Genomic DNA, 15,398 nt, shown 5'->3' with positions numbered 1-15,398 from the left:
ACGCCCCCTTGCTATTGTGCAGTGCAGCAACGATATTGCTGCACTGCGTTACACAGATTGCGTCCATTCCGGGCGTCAGAACAGGGACGGCGCCATTGCGAAAAATCTCCGATACTATCGCCCGCCTCGCCGCGCTGCAGGCGCGACATGGCGCACATCCCGCCGACCTCGGTGCGTCAGACCATCTCCGGACGCTGGCCGACTTCGGTACCAATCCTGGCGGGTTGGAAGCGAAGTTCTACATTCCCAATGACCTATCCAAGGGAGCCCCGCTCGTCGTCGTGCTGCATGGCTGCACACAGAACGCGGCCGGCTATGACCATCATTCCGGCTGGTCCCAACTCGCCGACGAGGCTGGCTTCGCGCTGCTCTTTCCCGAACAGCAACGAGGCAACAACCCGAACCTCTGTTTCAACTGGTTCCAGCCTGGCGACACCAAGCGTGGTTCGGGCGAGGCGCTTTCGATTCGCCAGATGATCGAGACGATGGTCGTCACCCACGGCCTCGACCGAAGGCAAATCTTCATCACCGGCCTCTCGGCCGGAGGCGCAATGGCGGCGGCCATGCTGGCGACCTATCCGGAAGTGTTTGCCGGCGGTGCGTTAATCGCCGGCCTGCCCTACGGCAGCGCAACGACAATCCCGGAGGCCTTCGATCGCATGCGCGGCCACGGCGGTCCTTCGGAACAGGATCTGCAACGGGCCCTCCGCGGCGCATCGGATCATCGGGGACCGTGGCCGAGGATTTCGATTTGGCACGGTGCCGCTGACCACACGGTTTCGCCTTCCAACGCGGAAGCGATCGCAGGCCAATGGCGGGGAGTCCACCGGCTTGAGAAAGCGCCGACGCGTCGCGAAGTTGCCGGATCGCACGCAAAGCAGGTCTGGCGTAACGGCGCGGGAGAGGCCTTGATCGAAATCAACATGATCGCCGGGATGGGCCACGGCACGCCGCTCGGCAACGGCCTCGGCGCTCCGGGACCTTATATGCTTGATGTCGGCATCGCCTCCACACGCGAGATCGCACAGTTTTGGGGGATCGCGGCAACCGAGGATAGCGCCTCCCGGAAATCGAGGCCGCAAGTGACCGCCAGCCAACGGCAACTACGCCTGTCACCGGCGCCAGGTATAGAAAATGCGAAGTCGAAGCCCCCGCAGCCGACTGCCATCCATCAGTTCCCGCGTCACACGGAATTGGGCCAACCCGGCGTGAAGAAGATCATCGAGGATGCCCTGCGGGCAGCGGGCCTGATGCGCTAGGCGGACGGCGCAAATCGCAAGCGGCTTCGACCAACGAAAAGGAACGCGTTGGTCTTGCAATCGTTGACCGCTTTTCAGAGAACGGTCGTCATGCACCTCGTCCAGATCCTGCTTCCCCGAGCGGACAACACCGGCCAGCCATTTGGCCGGGACGATTTCGACCGCGTGAAGGAAGACCTTGCCAGCCGTTTCGACGGCGTCACGGCCTACCTGCGGGCGCCCGCGGAAGGTCAGTGGCAGGATGGCGAGCGGTCCAGCAAAGATGACATCGTCATCATCGAAGTGATGGTGGAGGACATCGACCTGCCGGACTGGCGCAAAAGGCGGGCGGAACTAGAACGGCGGTTCGTCGCGAGCGGCAAGCGTTATGACTACGAGGCTGTGCCGCCGGAGACCTATGCGGCGTTCCGAAACGCCTTCGTAAAGGGCCGGTTCTTCAACGACCAGTTTCGCGACCGTTTCGGGCACCGCCTGATTGCCGAAGCATAGCGATCGTTGCTTGCACGCGGAGACTCATGCGCCGGTTTCGGAGTTTGACGCGCCGGCTGGCTTTGATTCCGGGGAGCCCTTGTGGCGCAGGAAAATCGACAGCAGGACCAGGACGGCCGTCGACATGAATTCCGACTGCCAGTTCTGAAAGGACTCGAACCATAGCTGGGTGTCGAGAAGATAGTCTCCCAGGGATTGAACCTCGCCGCCGTGCCGAAGCGCCTCCTCATTCGCGGCCGCCAAGCTCGCCCACCAATGCAAGGCAAATGAGATGATGAACAGCAGGGCCAACGCCAAGCCTAGCGAGTATGAATAGAGCCACGACAGGATCGGGTTGCGCCTGCGGGTGGCGGGCGGAAGTTCGTCCTCGGGCCGGTTGGGATCATCGGGATCACGAGACTCGGCGGAACCGCGCTGGAACAGCATTGCAGTTAGCATGACATAAGCCGACATCTGCAGGAATTCGCTTTCCCAGTTTTCGAAGAGCGCCGAGAGGAAGTCGCCGCTTTTCAAATAAGCCAACAGTCCAATCGCTGCCGAGCCATGCTCACGAAGTTCTTCATTATAGGCAGAATGCCCCGACCAGATCATGCCGAGCGCGCTGAACAGGAACATCGCCACCAGGGCGATCGTAAGCCCGTTGTCCCGAAATATGGTTCTCATGATCTTGTCTCCCACGGAGCCTTCGGCTAGCGCCAGTTCTCCAGAATTACTTCAATCCTCACCGCCTCGACTTGCTCGCTGAAGCGAGAGCGGTAGAGCTCCATCAGCGCGTCATGCGTCTGGTCGACCGAACTGCAGATGGCATCGGTCGCAAGGACGACACGAAAACCACGGTCGACGGCGCCGAGAACCGTGGCAAGCACGCAGACATCGGTTTCGCCGCCGGTGATGACCAGCGTGTCGATCCCTGATCCATTGAGCATCGCGTCGAGCCGGCCTTCAGCCCACGGCGAATAGACATGCTTGTCGAGCGTTCTTGCCGGCGGCACGAACCGCGCCAGAGAAGGCATCAGATCGACGAGGCCGGCATCGATGTTGGCAAGGGTGACCTCGGCCCAACGCCGATAATACCGCGCCCACATGCCCGGTCCTTCGCCAGGCCGAGCGGCCGGAACAAAGCGTGTGAACAGCGTTTGCTGCGGATGTCTTGCGGTCAATTCCTCGATGACCGGCAGCACGTTTTGCGCCCACGGCACGGCCCAAGGCCCGCCCGGCGCGAACAGGCGCTGCATGTCAACGCAAAGACGGAGGGAATTCTCACCAAGCGGACCGTGTACCAGGCCTAGGGCGGCCATGATCAGCCGCGGCCGCGGTCGGGTGATGCATTGTCTCTATCTGAGCGCGGGCATAGCCCGGGAGGTCCCGCCTTAGCCTCGCATCTCTGCCAATCCGCCTTTAGCCGTTGCCGGTTCATGTTCTTGTCAGGCGGGCCGCTTCCGCTTCCTGCACGTCGATGGCGTACAGCAGTTCGCCGTTCTCGTCGCGCAGGCGCACGAGCCAACCTGAAAGATCGTCCGTGCCCGGCTGAAGGTCGACCAGAAGATCGATAGCGCATCGAACCGCTTCCTCCCGCGCAGCCTCTAAAGTTGGCATCCTGGACGGAGTAACCTGACGGCCGCGTCCACCGTCGCGATACTCGAAGATGTAGAGCCCGCCGTTTTCGTCATTCGCCGCTGTGACGGCGACTTCGTCAAAATTGCCATTGCTTCGGGCATCATAGTCGTTCACAGCCAAATCGAAGGTCGCGGTCTGGACCAGGACCGCCTTCGCTCGATTGATAGCGGCCTCGTTGTTTCCGCCGTCAACCCCTGCCATGTCGACGGTAACGCAGTCACCGCCTTCGCCGCAGAAGATCACCCGCAGGATGGGCTGTCCGGTCGGGGCGGTTGCCTGGGTAACTTCGGTTCGAATGATCTGCATGAGAAACTCCGTCACCATCGCTACAATTTGACGGCCATTTCCCGGCTCCAGAGACGCAGCTTGCGGCAGCCCTCGATAAAACCGGTAATCGCCTTGGGATCATCGAGACCAATCATGCCTTCATCGGCTTCCGGATCGACGCCGGCCTTCTGCAGCAGCGGGACGGCGCCCGACGTGAAGCCGATGAATTTGCAATGAGCAAAAGCGTCGGCAACGAAATCGCGCGCCGCGGCCTCGCCCGTCAGGCGCTCCGCTCCTTCCTCGGAGAGGATCAGCGCTACTGCGTCGAACAGGACCGATGGTCCGCCGTCGATCATGTGCTTTGCAGCGATGAGACTTCCATCCGCCGCCTCGACGCCGCCCACCTTGGGCGCTATGACCTCCATCACCGCGCTTTCCTTCTCGATCGCTGCCTGGAGGTTCTTCAGCAGCGCTGCATCGGCGCCGGGACTGACAAGCACACCGACCTTGCGGCCAGCAAAACTGTCAGGCCCGTTCCGGATGATGCTGAGCGCCGGCGATGGTTCGAGATCGTCCCTCGGCGCGACCGCCGCATCCGCGGGCTTGGGCAATTGCTTCATGCCAAGCTTGTCAGCGACAGTTTCTGCCAAGCCTTCATCAATGTTGAGGAGATGCGACACCATGCGCTCGCGGATAACCGTTGTCTCGACCTTGGAGAGCTCGAAGGACAGCGCCATGGCGATATGCTTCTGCTCAGGCGCGGTCTGACTGTTGAAGAACTGTCGCGCCTGGCTGTAGTGGTCGGCGAAGCTCTCTGCGCGCAGACGGACTTTCTGGCCTTCCTCCGCCTCGGCGAACGACCGGAAACCGTGCTGCGGCGATTCCCGCGGGCCTTCGCCGAATGAATTCGGCTGGTAGTTCACGCGGCCGACCGGATTGCGCATCGCCATGTGGCCATCCTGCTGGAAGTGGTGGAACGGGCATTTGGGTGCGTTGATCGGGATATGGGTGAAGTTGGGGCTGCCGAGACGCTTCAGTTGCGTGTCCAGGTAGGAGAAGTTTCGACCCTGCAGCAGGGGATCGTTGGAAAAGTCGATGCCGGGCGGTACGTTCTGCGTCATGAACGCGACCTGCTCGGTCTCGGCGAAGAAATTGTCGGGCATACGATCGAGCACCAAGCGGCCGACCGGGACCGGCGCGAGGATTTCTTCCGGAATGATCTTGGTCGGATCCAGAACGTCGAAGTCAAAACTGTCCGCGAAGTCCTGATCGAAGAGCTGGAGGTTGAGCTCCCATTCCGGGAAATCACCAGACTGGATGGCATTCCAGAGGTCGCGTCGATGAAAATCGGGGTCAGCGCCGTTGATCTTGACCGCTTCGTTCCAAACGACCGACTGCATGCCGAGCTTCGGCTTCCAGATGAATTTGACAAAGGTGGATTCGTCCTTCGCATTGACCAGCCGGAACGTGTGAACACCGAATCCCTGCATGAAGCGGAAGGACCGAGGTATCGCCCGATCCGACATGACCCACATGACCATGTGCATCGATTCGGGCGTCAGGCTGATGAAGTCCCAGAAATTGTCGTGTGCCGATTGGGCCTGCGGGAAGGCACGATCAGGCTCAGGCTTCACTGAATGAATGACGTCGGGAAACTTGATTGCGTCCTGAATAAAGAAAACCGGGATGTTGTTGCCGACGAGATCCCAATTGCCTTCGTTGGTGTAGAATTTGACGGCAAACCCACGCACGTCCCGCGCCAGGTCGAACGAGCCTTTCGAACCGGCAACCGTGGAGAACCGCACGAAGGCCGGCGTCTTCTCGCCGGCACGCTGGAAGATATCCGCGCGGGTGTAAGCCGCTAGCGATTCATAGGTCTCGAAGAAGCCGTGCGCGCCATAGCCGCGTGCATGCACGACGCGCTCGGGAATGCGCTCGTGATCGAAATGAAAAATCTTCTCACGGAAGTGGAAGTCTTCGATTAGTGACGGTCCGCGCTGGCCAATCTTTAAAGTATTCTGGTCATCGGCCACTGGGCCGCCTTGGGCGGTCGTCAGGATCTCGCTATCGCCTTCGGCGATCTGGTGAAGCTCGCCTCCGTTCCCCCGCACTAGCTTTTGATCATGGATCGTCGCGGGCTTGCCCGACGACTGTCTGGTTGTCTTGGCCATGCTTGAATTCCTTGAAAAGGAGGGGGCGACTTCAGGTCTCCCTCAATGCTGGGACACCCACTTAAGTTCCTGGTGGGTGTCACGTGGCCCGCATTTCGAAGAATAGCACTCGGCCGCCGGAACATCGGGCCCGCGCTCCGCCAGAGGCGCGGACTTTTCGTTGTCTGGGGGAACACGATCTCGCGACGATCGTTCGGGTCGCCAGCAGAACGCCATACCGTCAGATCGAGGACAGGAAATGCGGGAAGACAAGGCTTAACCCATCAAGAAAAATACGATAGGCAGGAGCGCACGTCGGATGCTGCAAGGGCATTAACAGACATTGAGCGCGCAGCAGGACACGTCGCCAGCTTTCGCCGGATCGCCCACCAAGATGGCGGTTTGAGCCCCTTTCGGCAGGAGAGGATTATCATTCCATACCAGCTTGTCAGGCGTAAGCAGGGTCACATCCACATCGTCCGCGAATGCGGTCGCCAGGGGAATCGGGGCGTGAGGCGAGGATATGGCGCAAGCTTCACATTCCGGTAGTCAGCTCAGACGGCAAGATTCCACCCTTACGCACCCCGGAACCAAGCGTCAGATTTGACCACTAGGAGACTAAAGAATCCGCTCGCCATGAGCACGCTGCTCGAAACAGAAGCAGTGCGATGGCTGCCGCGGTTTGGCAAAACCACATCCGGCATTCTTGCCGCAGCCTGGGCGACCGCTCACCACCCTCTGGCGACGACGCCGCCGTGCACCGGCAATGACTGGTTCGGGTCAAGAGCTTGAATATGAGAAATGCGCTAACTGTGACGGCGGTGGTCACGGTGGCTCGAGTGTCAGCAGATGTGGTAAGGGTGAGTGTCGGCGAGTAGCAGAGGTCCAGCAACAATGACTTTGAGGCGAACCAGAGCTTACGCCGCATCCGGCTTGGTTCTAGCGGTTTGCACTGTGTTTGCTTGGCAGAACGCCACTGCTGCTCACAATTGCCACGCAGCCGCGACGCCTGGCGTCAATTGGCACGAGTGTGACAAGAAGCTTCTCATCCTAGAAGGACAGGACCTGAGCGGGGCGAACCTGTTCGGTGTTGATTTCACTTCGACCGACCTCAGGAACAGCAATCTCCTTGCGGCAAATCTTGAGAAGGCAACGCTTGTGCGTGCTTCCCTGGCCGACTCGACCGCCAAAGGCGCCCGGTTTGACAGAATCGAGGCCTACAGGACCGACTTCAGCCGTATGGACGCGCAGGGCGCTGTGTTTGCGAGCGCGGAAATGCAGCGCTCGAATTTCCAGGACGCCAATCTGACCAATGTTGATTTCACAAAGGCAGAATTGGGGCGTGCGCAGTTCCATGACGCCGATATCAGCGGCAGCCGCTTCTCGTTTGCCAATCTCGCACGGGCGGACTTCCGAGGAGCGACGTTCACCGCGCCGATAGACTTTGACCGCGCCTTTTTCTTTCTGACCCGTATCGAGGGCGTCGACCTTTCCAATTCGGCGGGTCTGTCCCAGTGGCAGCTCAACATGGCTTGCGGAGACGCCCGGACCGAGTTGCCTTCTGGCTTGACGAGGCCTGAAGATTGGCCCTGTCAATTCCAGCAGGAATAGTTGTCGGCAAGCGAACTGCGGCAATGCTAGCCGGAGAGCCCATTCCGCACGAGACAATGCAGCGCCTGTTCCAGCCGTTCTAGCGAGGGGGCCCCGATCTAGCCCTCAAGGTCTCGGGCTGGGACCTCTACATTGCTTCGCAGATCGCTCAGGCACATCGCGGCACACTGTCCGTGACCTCTGATGTTGACCAGACGGTGTTCACATTTGTCATGCCGATTTCCGTCGGTACGCGGCAGTGAGCTTGGCTAATCCCCAATAGAGATTGTCGAAAGTACGGCAACTGCTAGTTACTCCCGCCTATTAAAGCTGGCAGTAGATTGCCGCGCCAAGATGTTGCGCACATTAGAGACCTGCCATTGGCCGTTGCGCGCTGTTCGAACGCCGCGGTTGTTCAGAGCGATTGCTAGGCCACGTAGGCTGGTGATGCTGGACTGCTGGATGGAGGCGATGATCGGCAGCACGGTCTGGGCAAATCTGTCAGCCTCCCGGATCGAGATCTTCCGACCTTTCGCTGCAGCTTCCACTGTGTTGGTCGGATTACCGAGCTTCATTCCAGTGGTCCTGCATGAGGCGAGGGCAGCTTTGGTCCGTTCCGAGATCAACCGCCGTTCTTTCTCTGCCAACGCGGCGTAAAGGTGCAGCATGAATGGATCAGCGTCGGCGCCGAGCTCGGCGACGATGAACGGAACGCGCTGGACCATCAGTCCGGCAATGAAGGCGACATCACGAGAGAGGCGATCGAGCTTGGCCACGACCACCGGGCATTTTGTCTGGCGCGCAAGGGCGAGGGCGGCTGTCAGTTGTGGGCGTCGGTCAAGCGCATCTGCGCCCTTCCAGTTTCGATCTCGGTGAACTCCTGGAGGATGATCATTCCCTCGGCCTCGGCAAAGCGGGCGACCGCAGCACGTTGGGCCTCAATGCCCAAGCTCGAGCGTCCTTGCCGTTGTGTGGAGACACGATAGTAGGCGACCGCGCTCGTCATGCTGCTGTTTTCCGGCGTGTTCAAACTGCAACCACCGTTTGCAGTGTGCTCACACGGCCTTGGATAGCAAGCTAACCGTCTGTTCGGGCTCGTTATTTATTCGTTATCGCGGGGCGTGTCACAGGACTCTCAAGCAAAACCCTCTGGCGTGAGCTGACCGGTTCCCATTGGACCGGCTCAGGTTCGATTGCGATGGCGCGTCTTGCTCGAAGAGTTTGCGAATCCGGCGGAGAGATGATGATGCGAGTGATCTTACGCACTGGCTCACCGCTGTGTTCGTTCACGATCGTTTCCTTCCAGCCCATGCAGGTCTTGGCCCAGAAGATCGCCGCGGTAACGGATGAGGGCCTTCGCCTGTGGCTTTGCGGAACAGACTCTGGGCAACAGCTGAGTTGGCCTTTGTGTGGCCGATCTTCAACTCATGGCGGTAGTGCTTGCGCAGGGGGCGAAACGTTCATCAGCTGCGGTCGCCAAGGAGTTTTTAGCCGATGCATTCGCCTAGTGAGAGTTCACGCAACCTGCTCGGGTTTGACACACTGCAAGTATCTGAAATTGTTCAAGTCGATAGCTGAGAACCAAAACTGCGAGGTTGACAGATTAGGAGAATATCCGCCGAGAGAACGAGCGTTCAGCGGAAATATGCGGGGATGTGGTTATCAGCTTTTCTTTGCGAAGCCGCAGTTCTGCAGGATTACTGCGCTCTCAAATCGACCCAGAGAATGTTGGGGCAGGGTGCATTGGCGGAGGGAGTGTCCGCAGCGCTGGCCGTAATGCGGGTATTTGCGCCTAAAAGCGGTTGTTTTTCCCCTATTTACCGCATATGCCATACGCACGGTTATGATAACGGGCGTGCCGCGCAGCGGGAACAATTCGGGTTTAATCATGGCGCATCTGCTGGGGGTGAGAAGGACGGCCCACGCGGGTCGTATATAAACCCGCGTGACACAGCGCCAACGAATGGCAACAAACAAGCTATCAGAGAGTAAGATACAGCGCTTAACAAAGCCGGGTATCTATAGCGACGGCGACGGCTTGTTCATCCGAGTCCAGAAGGGCGGAAGTCGCAATTGGATTTTCATATTCCGCCGCGGCAGGGTTCGAAAGGAGATCGGTCTAGGCGGATACGGGCAGGGGACCGCGCCTGTTTCTCTAGTCCTGGCTCGAGAGAAAGCCAAGGCTGTTCGTGAACGCCTGGCGCGCGGCGACGAATTGGTGAGTGGGAAGTCTTCACGGACAACGTTCCGAGAGATGATGGAAGCTACCATCGCCGTGAAGGAGAAAGAATTTCGAAATGAAAAGCACCGCGCTCAATGGTCCATGACTTTGACGCGTTATGCGGCTGACCTGCACCACATGCCGGTGGCAGACATCACTCGCGACGATGTGGTGCGAGTTCTGACTCCGATATGGGAAACAATACCTGAGACAGCCGATAGGCTGCGGATGCGGATCGCCTCTGTGATCGACCACGCCAAAGCACGGGGGCTATACGTTGGGGACAATCCTGCAGACTGGCGCGGTGGATTAAAGGATCTTCTGGCGCCCCGTCAAAAGCTGTCCCGTGGGCATCACAAGGCGATCGGATATAAGGATCTGCCGGAAGCTCTTGCGCGCCTTCGAACGTCAGACGCTATCTCTGCTCTGGCGGTAGAGTTCACCTGCTTGACTGTAGCCCGCTCTGGTGAGATTCGCGGCGCGACGTTTCCAGAGTTTGATTTTGACGAGGCGCTATGGGTCATTCCCGCCATAAGGATGAAGGCCTGTCGAGAGCATCGCGTACCGCTATCGGCGCGTGCCGTTGACATCTTGCGCAAGATGAAGGAGCAGGCAAGTGGCTCCTCGGTTGTCTTTCCGATATCAGACACAGCAATGGTGAAGTCGTTGCGCAGAGCAACTTGCGACGATTCCACGCTCCACGGCCTGCGCAGCTCGTTTAGGGATTGGTGCGGGGATATGACCAGCCATCCGCGCGAAGTCGCCGAGGCTGCCTTAGCGCACACGCTCAAAGACAAGACCGAAGCAGCGTATAGGCGGTCTGACGCGCTAGAGAAGAGGCGCTTGCTGATGGATCAGTGGGCGGCTTACTGCCAGTCGGCGAAATAACGCCACGGCGCACATTTTCCACATTGACAAAAAATGTGAAAACGCCTAGTTTGCAAATCCGCTTTGCGCTCTATACGCCAAGTCTGGAAGTACCGTCAATACACAATCGCAGTTTTGCCAAATCATGTCAATCCATCTGGAGGAAAAAAATGCAACCAGCCGATAACGACAATCGACCGCGCCTCATGGCGCCCAAGGAGGCGGCGATTGCAACGTCCCTTTCTCGAACTTTGCTGGTACTTATGGCTGAGGCCGGCGAATTTCCAAAACCAGTTTCGCTATCGGATAGGCGCAACGCCTATATCCGCCAGGAAGTCGAAGACTGGATTGATAAGAAAATCGCGTCGAGGGCGGCATAATGCATACTTTCAAACCGACTTTCGCATTCAAGACTTATCGTATTGGATGTACATTTAGAGAAGAAAAAGACGACGGTATAACGTCTTTGACCGTAGAGTTTCACTTGGTTCGCGATCCCAACAATCCCAAAGAGAGCCTGCTGCTTGATTTCTTTAAGAGTGGTCGTTCAGAACTAGGATTCACCTCGGATAGGCTTGAGGCTCTCATCAATTCCACCCGCGGCAGTTACGATGACGGCGGCGATGTCGACCTAGTCGGACGATATGTCTGCATTAAGAACGGCGGAAAGACGGAAAGCGACTTCGCCTCGCTCGAAATCGCGTTTGCATACCATCGTGCAGACGTTGAAGCCTTTAAAGGTATGCTTGCTTATTTGGAAGAGTGCAGAAACTCAGTCACCCCGGAAGCCACTACCGCTGACGAACTGTACGCGAAGTACCTAGACACTGGCGTTGAGGCCTACGCTCGGATGGCACAACGTGCAGCTTGAGCCCAGCATTCGATCGATATGGGCGACGGGTGAGGACCCGTCCCCAAAGGGCTTCCGCCGCGTCGCCATGTTCGACATGACATTTGGCGACTCCGTCACGGTGCATGATTGGCGCCTCATCCTCACGCCGTCGGGTGCCTATCACGCCTATGCCCCTGACCTAAAGAACGGCGTCCACAGCGCCGACCTCGCACCTGCCTTCCGCGACCACATTGCCCAACTTGCTGTCACCGCTTTGGAGATACAGAATGAACGCTCTGCCCGCCGCGCAGCCTGAAACCAATGTCGCGCTCGACGCCGCACTTTCCTACCAGCGCCAAGGCGTTCCAATCTTTCCATGCAGATGGGCGACCGAGGACGTCTTCGACCTCGCGACCGGAGAGATAACCGAGAAATCCGAAAAATCACCGCTGACCATGCAAGGTCTTAAGGATGCGACCGCCAACGAACGCATTGTTAGAATTTGGTGGGGAGAGAAATATCCGAACGCGCTAGTCGGCGTACCGACAGGCGAGAAACTAGGCGCATGGGTTCTCGACGTTGACGTCAAGCGCTTGCCGGACGGCGCGGTCCTCAATGGTTTCGAAACGCTAGAGGCTCTTGAGGACATCCACGGCGCATTGCCCGCAACCGCAATGGTGTCGACTGCGAACGGTGGAAGACATTTCTATTTCAAATTCGCCGCTGGTGTCCGCAATCGTGGTGGGCTTGGAGCAGCTTTGGATTGTCGTGGCGATGGCGGGTATGTGATTGGTGCTGGATCCGTCATGCAGGACGGAAGGCGATATGAGTGGCTCGACCATGATGGCGACGAATTGCCTGATTTCGCAGAGGCGCCAGAATGGCTCCTGTCGCTCGTCTTGCCAAAGCCGTTCGAACAGGCATCCTCTGAATGGTCTGGCCGTCTGGTGGCGGCCGGTGAAAATCCAGCGTGGGTTGCCGCCGCGGTAAACGACGAGTTATCGACGCTCGCCCGCAAGGCGCATCCAGGCCGTGGTGAGTTATTGAATCGCACGGCCTACAAGCTTGGCCAATTCGTGGGCGCTGGCGTGCTCGATCGCGCGCAGGCGGAAGCCGACCTGTTTGCGGCAGCCCAAGCTAACGGTGGCGTCAAGACCGATGGGCCTAAGGAGACGCATGCCAAAATTCGCCGCGGTCTTGACGCCGGCATCCGCAATCCACGACAGGTTCCGGAATGCGCGCATAACGATAACTGGCCGACCAACCCTGATGCCATTGCCGGATTTATAGAGAACAACAAGCGTGATGCTGGCGAAGTTCCCGTCGAAGGAGATTGCCTGCCAGTAGCCGCAAGCGAAGACCACGAACTTCCAGATTACGTTCTCGAGGCTGTTGGTGATCTGGAAACGCTGACTCATCCTGGCGGGTTGGTGCAAGACCTTATCGACTGGATAGTGGCGTCAGCGGAACAGCCTTGCCGTACCTTGGCGTTGGCCGCCTCCCTGCCGATGGTTGCTGCTCTTATGGGGCCGCGCTACTCGACTGGAAAACGTGACACGCGACCGAATATCTATTGCGTGGCGTTGGCCGAGTCCGGCTTCGGCAAGGAACACGCACGCAGCCAGATTAAGCGTCTCATGGCTGGCAGCCATGGCGTGCTTGATAAGTTCGGCGGGCCTGCGCGTATTATGTCTGCGTCGGCGCTGCGTGAAGTGCTGGAAGCCAGACAATCGGTCAATTGCCAGATTGACGAGTTCGGCGGCTTCGTTCGCGATATCACGGACAGGCGGGCAGGCGGTCACCAGCGCGCTATCTCGACCGACCTGCGGGACTATTACAGCGCCAGTTCAACCTTCTTTGAGGGCGCCGCCTACCGCGGCAATCCGCCGAAGCTGATGCACAACCCAGGGCTCTGCATCCACGGCACGTCAACGCCAGACCAGTTCTGGAGCGCGCTGTCGACGGCCAGCGCGGAGGATGGGCTGTTGCCTCGCCTGGTGCTGTTTAACGTTGATGCTGTTCCGGCCGTGGTCGCGCCTTCGCTGGATGTCCGGTATGTGCCGTCGTCACTGCTCGATAAGATGTCGGACGTGGCAGGAATAGACGTGGTGAAGGCAAGGACGAGTAAATTTCCGCCAACTTCTTCCGCCACAAGCCAGCCGACTACGCCACAGGTGGTTCCATGGAGCGAAGGCGCGCTCGAGCAGCTCGAGGCCATCAAGCAGGCAGTGGCCGAGCGCGAAAAGCTTGTTGTTCCTGAAGCTCGGCCCTTCGTTCGCCGCATTCTCGAAAACGCCATCAAGCTGGCTCTCATCGTTGCTGTAGGCATCGACCATGAAGAGCCGGTGATTACGGAGGCGAATATAGACTGGGCGGCAAGCGTGGCCTGGACCTGTGCAGCCGGTATGCTCTCGCAAGTCACCGAGCGGCTTTCCGATAACCCGCGTGAAGCTGCGTATAAGAAAATTGCCGCGCTGATCAAGGCGGCGGGTGCAAAGGGCATAACCACTGGGCGACTAGCAGACCGCCTCAAGGCCATTGATACCCGCCAGCGTGATGAAATTCTAAAAGACCTGAAGGAGTCAGACGCAGTTCGCGAAGAAACCTCCAGCACGGGCGGGCGCCCACGGAAGCGTCTTGTTTGGTCCAAAGGATAGTTTCGTCCTTTGGATGAAACACCCACAAGGGGTTTTCGTCCTAGACGGAAGGGTTATCGACTAGGACGAAACCAAAGGAAATTAGATAGGAGTCTCAATAGCTTAATAGATATATATACCCTTCTATCCATATATATATTGATTCATTGAATCAGTGAGTTCTGTACACAGACTGACCTACGTAGAAGACACCCGAGGATTTGGATTTTATGACTTCACACTTGACCGTCGCGCCAAGCAAAACCGCGATCAAAAGCCTAGCAGACCAGTCCGCGCGTGACCCGCGCGACGAACTCCACGATAACCTAGACAAGACCGACGAACTGCCGATTGAGCCGCTGAGGCTCATTGCCACGATGGCGGCTGACGGATCGTTGACGTCAGAGGAGCGAGATGCAGCGACTATCCTGCACAAGATGGCTCGCGTTGGTCAGTCGACGCTGCGCGATGAGGGCTCTTACGCCTGGCGCGACGCTGACGGCAAATGGTCGACCGTGCGAGAGCCACGCAAAGCAACGGCAGGCAAGGTCGATGAAGCGCTGCTCGGCATACGCGCCTCGCATCGTCGCGTGGCTGTGCGGCATGCGCTCGTGGCCGTGTCGCCTTTGGCAGACCTCGACAACCTATCGCCCCTGGCGGCAGGCATTGAAGATTTGGCGGCCTATTGGTGGTCGGCGAAGAGCAAGGCGCCTGTTCGCGTGACCGGCATTAGCCTGGCGCGTGTGTCCTTCGGTGAGAAGCGTGAAGAGACCGCGGAAGTGGGTAACGCGGCTGGCTCCCCTCGTCGGCTCATCGACGGTTTTGAACGCATGGCGACACGCAAGCAACTAAGCGCGGATCCGAAATTGAACGGCCTCCTTCATGCGGCAGGTCTGCGGTACGAATCCGAGTTTCGGCAAACTGGCCTATCGCCCTTGGGTGCCATCGACTATTCGCGGACTTATGTCGATGGCAGTTCTGGCCCGACGATCTCGGAACGTGCGGAAGCGGCAAGGCGTAAGTTTGCAGCGGCTCAAGGAGCCATGACGCCTGACCAAGCACGTGTCGTGAATGCGGTTGTCCTGGCGGGGCGTGCGCTGGCAGACGTAGGCGTGGAGGTCACGGCGTACAAACAGCGCGACATGGCCGCCGCTGTGGCCAAGGAACGCCTTGTGAACGGTCTGACGGCTCTGGCCTACGGATACGGTCTGCTCGAGCGGAGGAGGGCGGCATGAAGCTCGGCGCCGTGCCTCGCAAGGTGCTGATTGGCTCATACCTGTATGCAGTTCTGAAGAGTGACGGCCCCAAGGACGTGCCGGAAGCTAAGCCCGCAATTGTGCCCGCCAACGATAACACCCAGACCACGGTCACCACGGCCTGACGTGGTATAGTGGTACTAGGATTATAATTATGTCCGCCCGACGCTTTTGCTACAGGAGCGTCGGGCAGGGCTTCAAATTCGACGGTCGA

General features: G+C 58.7%; 16 protein-coding genes. 10 read left to right on the top strand and 6 right to left on the bottom strand.

Features of this window, described 5'->3' with window-relative positions; all coding sequences use genetic code 11:
* Positions 1-95: 95 nt before the first annotated feature.
* Positions 96-1,259, top strand: a complete 1,164-nt coding sequence (locus NKH12_RS01415; RefSeq protein WP_352951542.1) for an extracellular catalytic domain type 1 short-chain-length polyhydroxyalkanoate depolymerase — start codon at positions 96-98, stop codon at positions 1,257-1,259.
* Between the two features lie 90 nt (positions 1,260-1,349).
* Positions 1,350-1,748, top strand: coding sequence for a KTSC domain-containing protein (locus NKH12_RS01410; RefSeq protein WP_352951541.1), 399 nt, complete (start codon positions 1,350-1,352; stop codon positions 1,746-1,748).
* Positions 1,749-1,772: 24 nt separating this feature from the next.
* On the opposite strand, the gene NKH12_RS01405 is transcribed toward NKH12_RS01410, so the two are convergent.
* From NKH12_RS01405 to katE, 4 genes are all read right to left on the bottom strand, one after another.
* Positions 1,773-2,411, bottom strand: coding sequence for a DUF6766 family protein (locus NKH12_RS01405; RefSeq protein WP_352951577.1), 639 nt, complete (start codon positions 2,409-2,411; stop codon positions 1,773-1,775).
* Between the two features lie 26 nt (positions 2,412-2,437).
* The gene (locus NKH12_RS01400; RefSeq protein WP_352951540.1) at positions 2,438-2,983 is read right to left on the bottom strand and encodes a cysteine hydrolase family protein; all 546 of its coding nucleotides are present in this window, start codon (positions 2,981-2,983) and stop codon (positions 2,438-2,440) included.
* A 178-nt stretch (positions 2,984-3,161) separates the two neighbouring features.
* Positions 3,162-3,671 (bottom strand): DUF6894 family protein, encoded by a 510-nt coding sequence (locus NKH12_RS01395; protein WP_352951539.1) that lies wholly within the window; start codon positions 3,669-3,671, stop codon positions 3,162-3,164.
* A gap of 20 nt (positions 3,672-3,691) precedes the next feature.
* Complete coding sequence (katE, locus tag NKH12_RS01390) at positions 3,692-5,803, bottom strand: catalase (protein ID WP_352951538.1); 2,112 nt, start codon at positions 5,801-5,803, stop codon at positions 3,692-3,694.
* 873 nt (positions 5,804-6,676) lie between these two features.
* Between katE and NKH12_RS01385 the strand changes: the two genes are divergently transcribed.
* Complete coding sequence (locus NKH12_RS01385; protein ID WP_352951537.1) at positions 6,677-7,393, top strand: pentapeptide repeat-containing protein; 717 nt, start codon at positions 6,677-6,679, stop codon at positions 7,391-7,393.
* A 290-nt stretch (positions 7,394-7,683) separates the two neighbouring features.
* Here NKH12_RS01385 and NKH12_RS01380 read toward each other — a convergent pair whose 3' ends face one another.
* Together NKH12_RS01380 and NKH12_RS01375 are read right to left on the bottom strand one after the other, a co-directional pair.
* Positions 7,684-8,196, bottom strand: a complete 513-nt coding sequence (locus NKH12_RS01380) for a recombinase family protein (protein WP_352951576.1) — start codon at positions 8,194-8,196, stop codon at positions 7,684-7,686.
* Positions 8,193-8,378, bottom strand: coding sequence for a recombinase family protein (locus NKH12_RS01375; RefSeq protein WP_352951536.1), 186 nt, complete (start codon positions 8,376-8,378; stop codon positions 8,193-8,195). Before NKH12_RS01375 ends, NKH12_RS01380 begins: the two co-directional genes overlap by 4 nt.
* Positions 8,379-9,335: 957 nt before the next feature.
* Here NKH12_RS01375 and NKH12_RS01370 point away from each other — a divergent pair.
* From NKH12_RS01370 to NKH12_RS01340, 7 genes are all read left to right on the top strand, one after another.
* A complete protein-coding gene (locus tag NKH12_RS01370) occupies positions 9,336-10,481 on the top strand; it encodes a tyrosine-type recombinase/integrase (RefSeq protein ID WP_352951535.1) in 1,146 nt (381 codons plus the stop codon).
* Positions 10,482-10,630: 149 nt separating this feature from the next.
* A complete protein-coding gene (locus tag NKH12_RS01365) occupies positions 10,631-10,840 on the top strand; it encodes a helix-turn-helix transcriptional regulator (protein WP_352951534.1) in 210 nt (69 codons plus the stop codon).
* Positions 10,840-11,331 carry a hypothetical protein gene (locus NKH12_RS01360; RefSeq protein WP_352951533.1) on the top strand — a complete coding sequence of 164 codons (492 nt, stop codon included), beginning with the start codon at positions 10,840-10,842 and terminating at the stop codon, positions 11,329-11,331. Before NKH12_RS01365 ends, NKH12_RS01360 begins: the two co-directional genes overlap by 1 nt.
* Complete coding sequence (locus NKH12_RS01355; protein WP_352951532.1) at positions 11,321-11,608, top strand: hypothetical protein; 288 nt, start codon at positions 11,321-11,323, stop codon at positions 11,606-11,608. Before NKH12_RS01360 ends, NKH12_RS01355 begins: the two co-directional genes overlap by 11 nt.
* Positions 11,580-13,949: a bifunctional DNA primase/polymerase gene (locus NKH12_RS01350; RefSeq protein ID WP_352951531.1), complete on the top strand. Its 2,370-nt coding sequence runs from the start codon at positions 11,580-11,582 to the stop codon at positions 13,947-13,949. The genes NKH12_RS01355 and NKH12_RS01350 overlap by 29 nt, the downstream gene beginning before the upstream one ends.
* Before the next feature lie 221 nt (positions 13,950-14,170).
* On the top strand, positions 14,171-15,163 hold the full coding sequence (locus NKH12_RS01345) for a hypothetical protein (RefSeq protein WP_352951530.1): 993 nt from the start codon (positions 14,171-14,173) through the stop codon (positions 15,161-15,163).
* Positions 15,160-15,309 carry a hypothetical protein gene (locus NKH12_RS01340; protein ID WP_352951529.1) on the top strand — a complete coding sequence of 50 codons (150 nt, stop codon included), beginning with the start codon at positions 15,160-15,162 and terminating at the stop codon, positions 15,307-15,309. Before NKH12_RS01345 ends, NKH12_RS01340 begins: the two co-directional genes overlap by 4 nt.
* The last annotated feature ends 89 nt before the right edge of the window (positions 15,310-15,398 follow it).

The sequence above is a fragment of the Mesorhizobium sp. M1322 genome (genome assembly GCF_040318085.1).
Classification (GTDB): Bacteria; Pseudomonadota; Alphaproteobacteria; order Rhizobiales; family Rhizobiaceae; genus Mesorhizobium.
This window is presented reverse-complemented; position numbering and strand designations above follow the sequence as displayed.

Excerpts from the sequence above, each read along its gene's own strand:
- NKH12_RS01410 (WP_352951541.1), top strand. The coding sequence starts at position 1,350 with ATGCACCTCGTCCAGATCCTGCTTCCCCGAGCGGACAACACCGGCCAG.
- NKH12_RS01405 (WP_352951577.1), bottom strand. The coding sequence starts at position 2,411 with ATGAGAACCATATTTCGGGACAACGGGCTTACGATCGCCCTGGTGGCG.
- NKH12_RS01400 (WP_352951540.1), bottom strand. The coding sequence starts at position 2,983 with ATGCAGCGCCTGTTCGCGCCGGGCGGGCCTTGGGCCGTGCCGTGGGCG.
- NKH12_RS01395 (WP_352951539.1), bottom strand. The coding sequence starts at position 3,671 with ATGCAGATCATTCGAACCGAAGTTACCCAGGCAACCGCCCCGACCGGA.
- katE (WP_352951538.1), bottom strand. The coding sequence starts at position 5,803 with ATGGCCAAGACAACCAGACAGTCGTCGGGCAAGCCCGCGACGATCCAT.
- NKH12_RS01385 (WP_352951537.1), top strand. The coding sequence starts at position 6,677 with ATGACTTTGAGGCGAACCAGAGCTTACGCCGCATCCGGCTTGGTTCTA.
- NKH12_RS01375 (WP_352951536.1), bottom strand. The coding sequence starts at position 8,378 with ATGACGAGCGCGGTCGCCTACTATCGTGTCTCCACACAACGGCAAGGA.
- NKH12_RS01370 (WP_352951535.1), top strand. The coding sequence starts at position 9,336 with ATGGCAACAAACAAGCTATCAGAGAGTAAGATACAGCGCTTAACAAAG.
- NKH12_RS01365 (WP_352951534.1), top strand. The coding sequence starts at position 10,631 with ATGCAACCAGCCGATAACGACAATCGACCGCGCCTCATGGCGCCCAAG.
- NKH12_RS01360 (WP_352951533.1), top strand. The coding sequence starts at position 10,840 with ATGCATACTTTCAAACCGACTTTCGCATTCAAGACTTATCGTATTGGA.
- NKH12_RS01350 (WP_352951531.1), top strand. The coding sequence starts at position 11,580 with ATGAACGCTCTGCCCGCCGCGCAGCCTGAAACCAATGTCGCGCTCGAC.
- NKH12_RS01340 (WP_352951529.1), top strand. The coding sequence starts at position 15,160 with ATGAAGCTCGGCGCCGTGCCTCGCAAGGTGCTGATTGGCTCATACCTG.